General features: G+C 60.5%; 9 protein-coding genes. 6 read left to right on the top strand and 3 right to left on the bottom strand.

Annotated features, from left to right (window positions below; all coding sequences use genetic code 11):
• Positions 1-332: 332 nt before the first annotated feature.
• Together C9413_RS23095 and C9413_RS23100 are read right to left on the bottom strand one after the other, a co-directional pair.
• Positions 333-1,421: a quinone-dependent dihydroorotate dehydrogenase gene (locus tag C9413_RS23095; protein ID WP_039843849.1), complete on the bottom strand. Its 1,089-nt coding sequence runs from the start codon at positions 1,419-1,421 to the stop codon at positions 333-335.
• On the bottom strand, positions 1,418-1,771 hold the full coding sequence (locus C9413_RS23100) for a DUF952 domain-containing protein (RefSeq protein WP_039846607.1): 354 nt from the start codon (positions 1,769-1,771) through the stop codon (positions 1,418-1,420). The genes C9413_RS23095 and C9413_RS23100 overlap by 4 nt, the downstream gene beginning before the upstream one ends.
• Positions 1,772-1,889: 118 nt before the next feature.
• Between C9413_RS23100 and C9413_RS23105 the strand changes: the two genes are divergently transcribed.
• The 5 genes from C9413_RS23105 to C9413_RS23125 all read left to right on the top strand — a co-directional run bounded on the left by C9413_RS23105 (position 1,890) and on the right by C9413_RS23125 (position 5,023).
• Positions 1,890-2,288, top strand: a complete 399-nt coding sequence (locus tag C9413_RS23105; protein ID WP_039843848.1) for a hypothetical protein — start codon at positions 1,890-1,892, stop codon at positions 2,286-2,288.
• A gap of 90 nt (positions 2,289-2,378) precedes the next feature.
• Positions 2,379-3,026 (top strand): response regulator transcription factor, encoded by a 648-nt coding sequence (locus C9413_RS23110; RefSeq protein WP_039843847.1) that lies wholly within the window; start codon positions 2,379-2,381, stop codon positions 3,024-3,026.
• 103 nt (positions 3,027-3,129) lie between these two features.
• Complete coding sequence (locus C9413_RS23115; RefSeq protein WP_039843846.1) at positions 3,130-3,795, top strand: helix-turn-helix transcriptional regulator; 666 nt, start codon at positions 3,130-3,132, stop codon at positions 3,793-3,795.
• Positions 3,796-3,806: 11 nt separating this feature from the next.
• On the top strand, positions 3,807-4,547 hold the full coding sequence (locus C9413_RS23120; protein WP_039843845.1) for a hypothetical protein: 741 nt from the start codon (positions 3,807-3,809) through the stop codon (positions 4,545-4,547).
• Positions 4,548-4,609: 62 nt separating this feature from the next.
• Positions 4,610-5,023, top strand: coding sequence for a tellurite resistance TerB family protein (locus C9413_RS23125; protein WP_039843844.1), 414 nt, complete (start codon positions 4,610-4,612; stop codon positions 5,021-5,023).
• Here C9413_RS23125 and C9413_RS23130 read toward each other — a convergent pair.
• Positions 5,020-5,892, bottom strand: coding sequence for a transporter substrate-binding domain-containing protein (locus C9413_RS23130; RefSeq protein ID WP_170250953.1), 873 nt, complete (start codon positions 5,890-5,892; stop codon positions 5,020-5,022). The two genes, C9413_RS23125 and C9413_RS23130, sit on opposite strands and share 4 nt — an antisense overlap.
• A gap of 696 nt (positions 5,893-6,588) precedes the next feature.
• Here C9413_RS23130 and C9413_RS23135 point away from each other — a divergent pair.
• Positions 6,589-8,266: methyl-accepting chemotaxis protein (locus C9413_RS23135; protein ID WP_170250954.1), on the top strand; the 1,678-nt coding region annotated here is incomplete at its 3' end.

Consider the following 8,266-nt stretch of genomic DNA (forward strand, 5'->3'; position numbering starts at 1 on the left):
AATGGCGGGAGACTGATGGGACGAACAGCGGGGTGAAGCTCTCGCGGACATGCGAGTCTCCGTCAAGAGTGAAGACCGTCTCCCGAGACGACTGAGGCGCCGCCGAAGCTGAATTTCACCTTCATGATGCGGGCAGCGGGCCAGTGCGGGTTGATTCAGAATAGCCAAGACGTCGACCATGGATATCCGCAAATGCGCCGTGCTGGGCGGCGCTCTCGCGCTTGCCAGCGTCTCGCGTTTCTATGTTGCATTCCCTCAGATCGTAAAATCCCAAGCGTTGTCATGGCTCTCCTCGGACGCTCAAGCTCACATCTGGTGAAGCGTCGGGCCAATCAGACGTTTCGGGTGGCCCAGTGATCAGCGCGCGTGTCTCGCAGGTGGCGGATCGACGAGACCTGCTCACGGTCGAGGAGCTTTGAAAGGCCGCGCACGATCTTGCCCGGAAGACCCGGGCCCTCATAGACCATGCCAGAATAAAGCTGCACCAGATCGGCCCCTGCCCTGATCTTTTCTAACGCTGTCTCCGCCGAGGAAACGCCGCCGACGCCGATGATCGGGAGCGCTGCGCCGACGCGCTTGCGCATTTTCGCGAGAACCGCGGTCGACTTCTCGAAAAGCGGCTTGCCGGAAAGACCGCCCGCTTCCTTCGCCTGCCGCTGATCCTTCAGACTGTCGCGGGCGAGCGTCGTGTTCGAGACGATCAGGCCCTCCAGCCCATGGGTGAGCGCTTCGGCGGCGATATCGTCCATGCCCTCCTCGGTGAGATCGGGCGCAATCTTGAGGAAGACCGGGATCGTCCGGCCCGATCTCGCGGCCTCTTCATCGCGGGCGGCAATTACGGCGGACAGAAGAGCGGCCAGGCTCTCACGTGCCTGCAGGTCACGCAGGCCCGGCGTATTCGGCGAGGAGATGTTGGCGGTGAAATAGCGCGCCACCGAATAGAAACGGCGGATGCCGGCCACATAGTCGGCGATGCGGTTTTCGCTGTCCTTGTTGGCGCCGATGTTGACGCCGATAATGCCCTGGCCGCGGATCGCCGACAGACGCCGGAAGGCGGCGTCATGACCCTCGTTGTTGAAGCCGAGGCGGTTGATAACCCCTTCGTCATCCACCAGACGAAAAATGCGCGGGCGCGGATTGCCTGATTGCGGCTTGGGCGTCACCGTGCCGATCTCGGTAAAGCCGAAACCGAGCTTCAAGAGGGCCTCCGGAACTTCGGCATTCTTGTCGTAACCGGCTGCCATGCCGAGCGGATTTTCGAAGGTGAGGCCGGCGACCGTCTGCACCAGCCGCGGATCAGGCGAAATACGGCAGGCGGGAACCAGGCCGGATTTAAGCGCGGCGATTGACATGCCGTGCGCCGTTTCGGGATCGAAGAGGAAGAGCCCCTTGCGGGCAGTGTGCTTGAACGCGCCGATCATGACAGGAGTTCCGGGAAGATATGCTGTCCGGCATCATCGAGCGGCAACGGCCTTTCCCAGATAACCGCCGAAAGCGGCAGTTCGGCATAAAGATGCGGGAAAAGATCGCCGTCCCTGGAGGGTTCGAAGATCAGCTTGTCGCCGAGCTTGCCGCTATCAATGGCAATGAGCAGCAGACCGGGCTGGCCTGCGAAAAACAGGGCCACGGTCCGTCGCACCTGCCTTTCCGTCGAGAGATGAATGAAATTGTCCTTAAGGTCGATGCCTGCGCCGCGAAAAACGCCGCTTTGCCTGGCTTCTTGCCAGAGAGCCTCGGTCACGATCTTGTAAACGACGGGTGTCACGCTCATGATGGCCTCATGCAATGGCTGATGCTGTAGGTGAGCGCTTTGCCGGAAAGGAACGGCGATGTCCACGGCTCCCCCATGAAAAACAGGATAGCCGCAACAGAAATCCGGAGGATCAATCATGAAGACGATCGCAATCGGGATTACCGCAATTCTTCTGCCGCTGACAGCGCTCGCCGCCGAGCAGGACCCGGCGCGCTTCCAGCTCGAGCGCAGCGGAGACCATTTCGTCCGCCTCGACAAGCATACCGGCGCGATGGCGCTTTGCGAGGAAAAGGACGGTTCGCTGGTATGCCGCATGGCGGCGGACGAACGCGCAGCTTATGACGACGAACTCGACAGGCTTTCCGACCGCGTGACTGCGCTCGAAAACAAGAGCATCGTCAACAAGGCGCTGCCCACCGATGCCGAGATCGACCGCTCGATCAGCATCATGGAGCGAATGATGAAGAGCTTCATGGGCATGGTGAAGCAATTCCAGGAGGAAGAAAAGTCCGCGCCTCTTCCGCAGAAGACCTGATTTGATGTAGTAGTATGAAGCAGAAGGCATGTGCGGCGCGTAGCCTCGCACATGAGGGGATGGAATCGAGCTCTTGGGAGGGAGTTTTCGATGCAGGAACAGACGATGATCATTGCGGACGACCATCCGCTTTTCCGGGATGCGCTGCGCCAGGCCGTGACCGGCATGGAGGGGCAGCACGCGATCGTGGAAGCCGGCGATTTCTCGGCCGCGCGTGCTGCCGCAACCGATCATCCGGACGCGGATATCATGCTGCTCGATCTTGCCATGCCGGGCGTCAGCGGCTTTTCCGGGCTGATGGCTCTGCGTGCCGAATTCGCCAGCCTGCCGATCGTGATCATCTCCGCAACCGACGACGCGACGACGATCCGCCGCGCGCTGGAACTCGGCGCTTCCGGCTTCATTTCCAAGTCGTCCGGCATCGAAGATATCCGCAGCAGCATCCAGACTGTGCTTGCCGGCGATATTGCCACGCCCGAGAATTATCGCGACGGCCATGAACAGGATCCGGACGTGGCCGATCTCATTCACCGCCTGCACACGCTGACGCCGCAGCAAAGCCGCGTGCTCACCATGCTCGGCGAAGGTCTGCTCAACAAACAGATCGCCTACGAACTCGGCGTTTCCGAAGCGACGATCAAGGCGCATGTCTCGGCCATCCTCCTGAAGCTCAACGTCGACAGCCGCACCCAGGCCGTCATCCAGCTCGGCAAGATCAACATGGCGATGGTCGCCTGACTCCAAGACAGGATTTTATTCCTCTTTTTACTTTACTCTGAGAAAGCTTGGCGTTAGTCTGCCTGCCGATTGGAGAGCGGCGCGGGGCGCAGGATCAGGCAAGATGCTGTCACACGAGCAGATTTGGACAGCGATCGACAGGCTTGCCCAACGGCATGACCTGACGCCGTCTGGTCTTGCTCGCCGGGCGGGCCTCGACCCCACCTCCTTCAACAAATCCAAGCGGCTGTCTGCCGATGGCCGCCTGCGCTGGCCTTCGACGGAATCGATTGCCAAGGTACTCGATGCGACAGGCGCCACCATGGAGCAGTTCATGGGCTTCATGCGGCCTGCAAACAACTTGTCCGGGCTGCCGGACGGCACATTCCCGTCGCAGGGAAGCTCCATTCCCCTGCTCGGCTTCGCACAGGCCGGTGCGGGTGGCTTTTTCGACGACGGCGGTTTCCCGGCAGGCCAGGGATGGGATGTGGTGGAATTTCCAGCCGCCCCCTCGCAGAAGGCTGGTGTCTATGCGCTCGAAGTGCAGGGCGACAGCATGATGCCGCTTTATCGCGACGGTGACGTGCTGATCGTCGAGCCGGGCGCGCAGGTGCGCCGCAACGATCGCGTCGTCGTCAAGACGCGAGAGGGCGAGGTGATGGCAAAGGTTCTACTGCGCCAGAGCCCGCGCTCCATCGAACTGATGTCTCTCAATCCCGAACATCCAAACCGGACGATCGAGCTTTCCGATGTGGATTGGATCGCGCGCATTATCTGGGCCAGCCAATAGGAAAATCTTCCATGCGGCCTGCAGCACTTCTGACAGCTGTTGCGGGAATAACAATCGTCGCCGGGGTGCTGGCGGCAGGCAGGGAGCGGTTTGGCGAACCGGACGCGGCGGCAACCGCGAGCGAAGAACCCGTCACAACTGCCAAATCCAAGGAGACTCCAAAGCCGCCGTTTGCCCTTCCCGATCCAAAGATCAGCATGAGCGCGCGGCCGGTTGATGAAGCCAGTCGATTTTATCCAGCGCAGGCGGATGGCAAGCCGCTCGAACGGGTTGCCACAGCCGAGCCGGAAAAGCCAAAGCCGGAGCCGCAGAAGGCCGCGACATTGCCGAGGCCGGTCGCCGAGAGTGCAGGCATTCTCGCCTTCGGAAACAGGAAGCTGCGCCTTGCCGGTATCGTTCCGACACAGGCCGACAAGGTCTGCAAAGAACCGGATGGGAACGAATGGCCGTGCGGCATGCTGGCGAAGACGAATTTTCGGCTCTTTCTGCGACTGCGCTCGGTCACCTGCGATCTGGAGGATGTCAACTGGACCGGTATCACGACCGCCTCCTGCAAGATCGGTGCGCAGGACCTTTCTCAATGGCTCGTCGAAAACGGTTGGGCGGATGCGGCGGCCGAATCGGCACTGATCGAAGCCGGTGCGAAGGCCAAAGCGGAGAAGAAAGGCATCTATGGTGAGGATCCGCGCAAGGGCGCGCCGCTGACGTTGCCGCCCGGACCGCCGCCGGACAATCCTCTCGATCCGATCTAGCGATCCCTTGTAATGGCGCACGGCAATTCCTAGACTCCTGCCGAAACAGAGGGAATGACCGAATGAACAAGCCGCTTTCCGCCCATGACGCGCTGATATACGTGATGGTGATGGCATCCGCTGTCGACAGCACGATGAACGACCGGGAAATGGAGCGCATCGGCCAGCTGATCGGCTTTCTACCGGTCTTCAAGGATTTCGACCACGATAAGCTGATTTCGATTGCCCGCGACTGCGCATCGCTGCTGGCCGGACCGGAAGGGCTGGATGTCGTTTTGGAAACGGTGAAGGACACGCTGCCTTCGCGGCTCTATGATACCGCCTATGCACTTGCCGTCGAAGTCGCCTCCGCCGACCTTTCGGTCAAGGCCGAGGAGCTTCGGTTGCTCAGCATGCTCCGCGACAGGTTGGAACTCGACAAGCTCACCTGCGCTGCCATCGAACGCAGTGCGATCGCCCGCTTCCGCAAGGGTTAAAAGAGCCCGTAAGGGAAATAACGCAAATAGATTTCCTGCAGGCGGCCGTTTTTGGAAAGCGCTGCAAGCACGTGGTCCAATGCTGCGGTCAATACGCCGTCGTTCTGGCGAAGCATGATCGTCATGCCTTCCCCCAAAAACTGCTCCGACAGATAAGGGCCGTCGAAGAGCGCACAGCATTTTGCTGACGCCTGGGAGGAAACCCAGAAGGACAATTGCAGGGCATCGGCAAAGGCGGCATCCACCTTGCCATCCTTCAGAGCGGCAAGCATCGCTTCCTTGTTCTCGAAAGGCACGGCTTTTATTGCCGGAAAAAAGGCGGCAAGCATGGCCTCATGGACCGTCGCCTTGACGACGCCGACCTGACGTCCGGAGAGGGATGCGGCGGTATTCCCGTTGATCTGTGCCTTCGCATTGCGCACAAAGCGGGCCGGCAGCATGAGGTAGGGACGGGTGAAGGTGAACTGCTTTCGCAAGTCCGCGGTTACGGCCAGTCCCGCGATGACGGCATCGCCCTGGGAGGCTGCAAGCGCTTCCTTGAGATCGGCGAAGGGTAGTGCCTGGATCTGGCATTTCGCAGCAACTTCCAATTCATCGCAGATCTCGCGGGCCAGATCGATATTGAAACCCGCCAGCTTGCCGTTCTGATCGGTAAAGTTGAAAGGCGGGAAGTCGACTGAGGTGAGAAATCGGAGGCGGACGAGCGACGAAAGGTCCGGCTTGGCAAGTCTTTCGCGAGCATCAAAAAGCAGCGGCAGCGACGACGGCGTCTGCTGCGCAAAGCCAGGTGCCGCATACAATGCAGCTACTAATTGCAGTAAGGTTAAAAAAACCTTAAACCTTGTAGAGGCGAGGAAAGATTGTCTCATGTCCGGCTCGTGGGGTCGGGGCATCGTCGCTCGGTGATCCCTGTATCAGAGTCATGCGTTTCGGGGAATATGCGCCGGGCCGCACCGTCTCGACGATGGCAAACGGCAGTGCCGAAGTGCGGCAGATGGGTATCGTCGGCTTTAACGCGCGGCAACGGATATCCGGTCGGACAAAAGGCGCGTGCAGAGATCGGCCTCCTCATCCCGCCTAGCCGATCCTGTCGGCATCGATCTCTTCACCGTCTTCTGGGGCTACACCCTCTTCATCCTGCTCGGGCGAATTGAAGATGGTCAGCGGCAAACAGGCGACCCGGCTGCGATGGATTGGGTGCCGCTCGGCCGGCTCATGCTGTCCGCCGCCGGGTGGCGAGCCGTGCTAGAAGCTTTAGACGAACCTCTTCTTCCGGGACAAGACGCCCCATACTCCGAGCGAGATTCCACCATAGGAAATTGCGCGAAATGCGCGCCTCGCATTACTGGGGATCGGCCTTTGAACGTTAGGTTACCGTTAAGCAATATCGATTCTTATGCCGCAGACGACGACGGCTTTTTTCAGCCGGCTGCATGACGCGGACGTCGAGCCTCACCACATCATTTCGAACATGCCGCAGCTCTATGCCGAGTTTCGAACCATAGATTTTCGAGAGTACCGGGCAAGCAGAAGGCCTAAGAAAGCGGATATTTTCCATGCGAACACTGCTGAAGAACCTGAAAATTCGAACCAAGATCATGTCCATCCTCATGCTTCTGGGGATGATCGCCATGGGCGGTTTGATTTACGTCATCACCGAATTCCGTCATGCGGATGCGACATACAGCGCCTTCATCGACCATGAAGCATTGGCGGCCATGGAAGGCGCGCGCGCCAGCGCCTCTGTCGTCGCCGCCGTGCTGCAGACCACGAGGTTGGCGAGCCTGAAGGCGGGCACGCCCGCTTTCCATACCGCGCTTTCCACACCGAGCAAGCTGCCGCAAGCGCGTGACCGTCTTAACGAGGCGGCCGTTCTGGTGCCCAGCCGTAAGCCAGCGATAGACGATATTCTCAGTGGAATCGCCGAAGTAGAAACGATTTCAAACAAGGTCGCCGAAATGAGCAAGTCCGGCGACAGCGCCGCAGCCCAGATTGCAGCCGCTCAGCTGAACGCCAAGCTCACCGTACTGACACCGAAGATGACGGCGAATAACGATGCCTTGATGTCGATGCTCAACGATGGCGGAGACGCCGTTTCGGCAAGCGTCAATGACCGCATCAATCTCTGCCTTGCGATAGTCGCGGCGGCCGTTATCTGCGCCATCGCGCTCGGCGTCGTCATCGCACAGGCCGGCATCACGTCGCCGATGGCGAAGCTTCGTGAACGAATGACACGCCTTGCCGAAGGCGAGACCGACGGCGATGTGCCGGGCCTTGAGCGCCGCGACGAAGTGGGCCAGATGGCCGAAGCGCTCGAAGTTTTCCGCAACAACGCGATCGAGCGCATCCAGCTCGAAGCCCAGGCGGAAGTCGATCGCAACCTGACCGATGGCGAACGCCGCGAGCGCGACGCCCAGAAGGCTCGCGAAGCGGCGGAATTATCCGGCGCGGCAGAGGCGCTCGGCGACGGGCTGCGCCGTCTCGCATCGGGCGATCTTGCCTCGCATATCGATGTTCCGTTCGCAGAACATCTCGATGGATTGCGCCACGACTTCAACCATTCGGTCGAAAAGCTCAACGAGGCGATGCGCGCCGTCGGCGCCAATGCGCGGGCGATCGGCGTGGGGGCGAATGAAATCCGTTCATCGGCCGACGAACTTTCCAAGCGCACGGAGCAGCAGGCCGCCTCCGTGGAGGAAACCGCTGCCGCTCTGGAACAGATAACAACGACTGTAAAGGACGCCGCGCGCCGCGCGCAGGAAGCAAGCGAACTCGTTGCCCGCACCCGCGCAGGCGCCGAGAAGTCCGGCGAAGTCGTCCGCAATGCCGTCAAGGCGATGCAGCAGATCGAGCAGTCCTCGGCCGAGATCAGCAATATCATCGGCGTGATCGACGACATCGCCTTCCAGACGAACCTGCTCGCCCTGAATGCCGGGGTCGAGGCAGCACGTGCGGGCGAAGCGGGCAAGGGCTTTGCAGTCGTCGCTCAGGAAGTGCGCGAACTGGCGCAACGTTCTGCGAATGCGGCAAGGGAGATCAAGTCGCTGATCACCAATTCCGGCACACATGTCCAGACCGGCGTTGCCCTCGTCGGCGAAACGGGCAAGGCGCTCGACGCCATCGTTCATGAGGTGCAGGAGATCAACCAGCACGTCCACGCGATCGCCGAGGCTTCCCGTGAGCAATCGACGGGCCTGCAGGAAATCAATACGGCCGTGAACACCATGGACCAGGGGACGCAAC

The organism is Rhizobium sp. SEMIA 4085, assembly GCF_013004495.1.
Classification (GTDB): domain Bacteria; phylum Pseudomonadota; class Alphaproteobacteria; order Rhizobiales; family Rhizobiaceae; genus Rhizobium; species Rhizobium gallicum.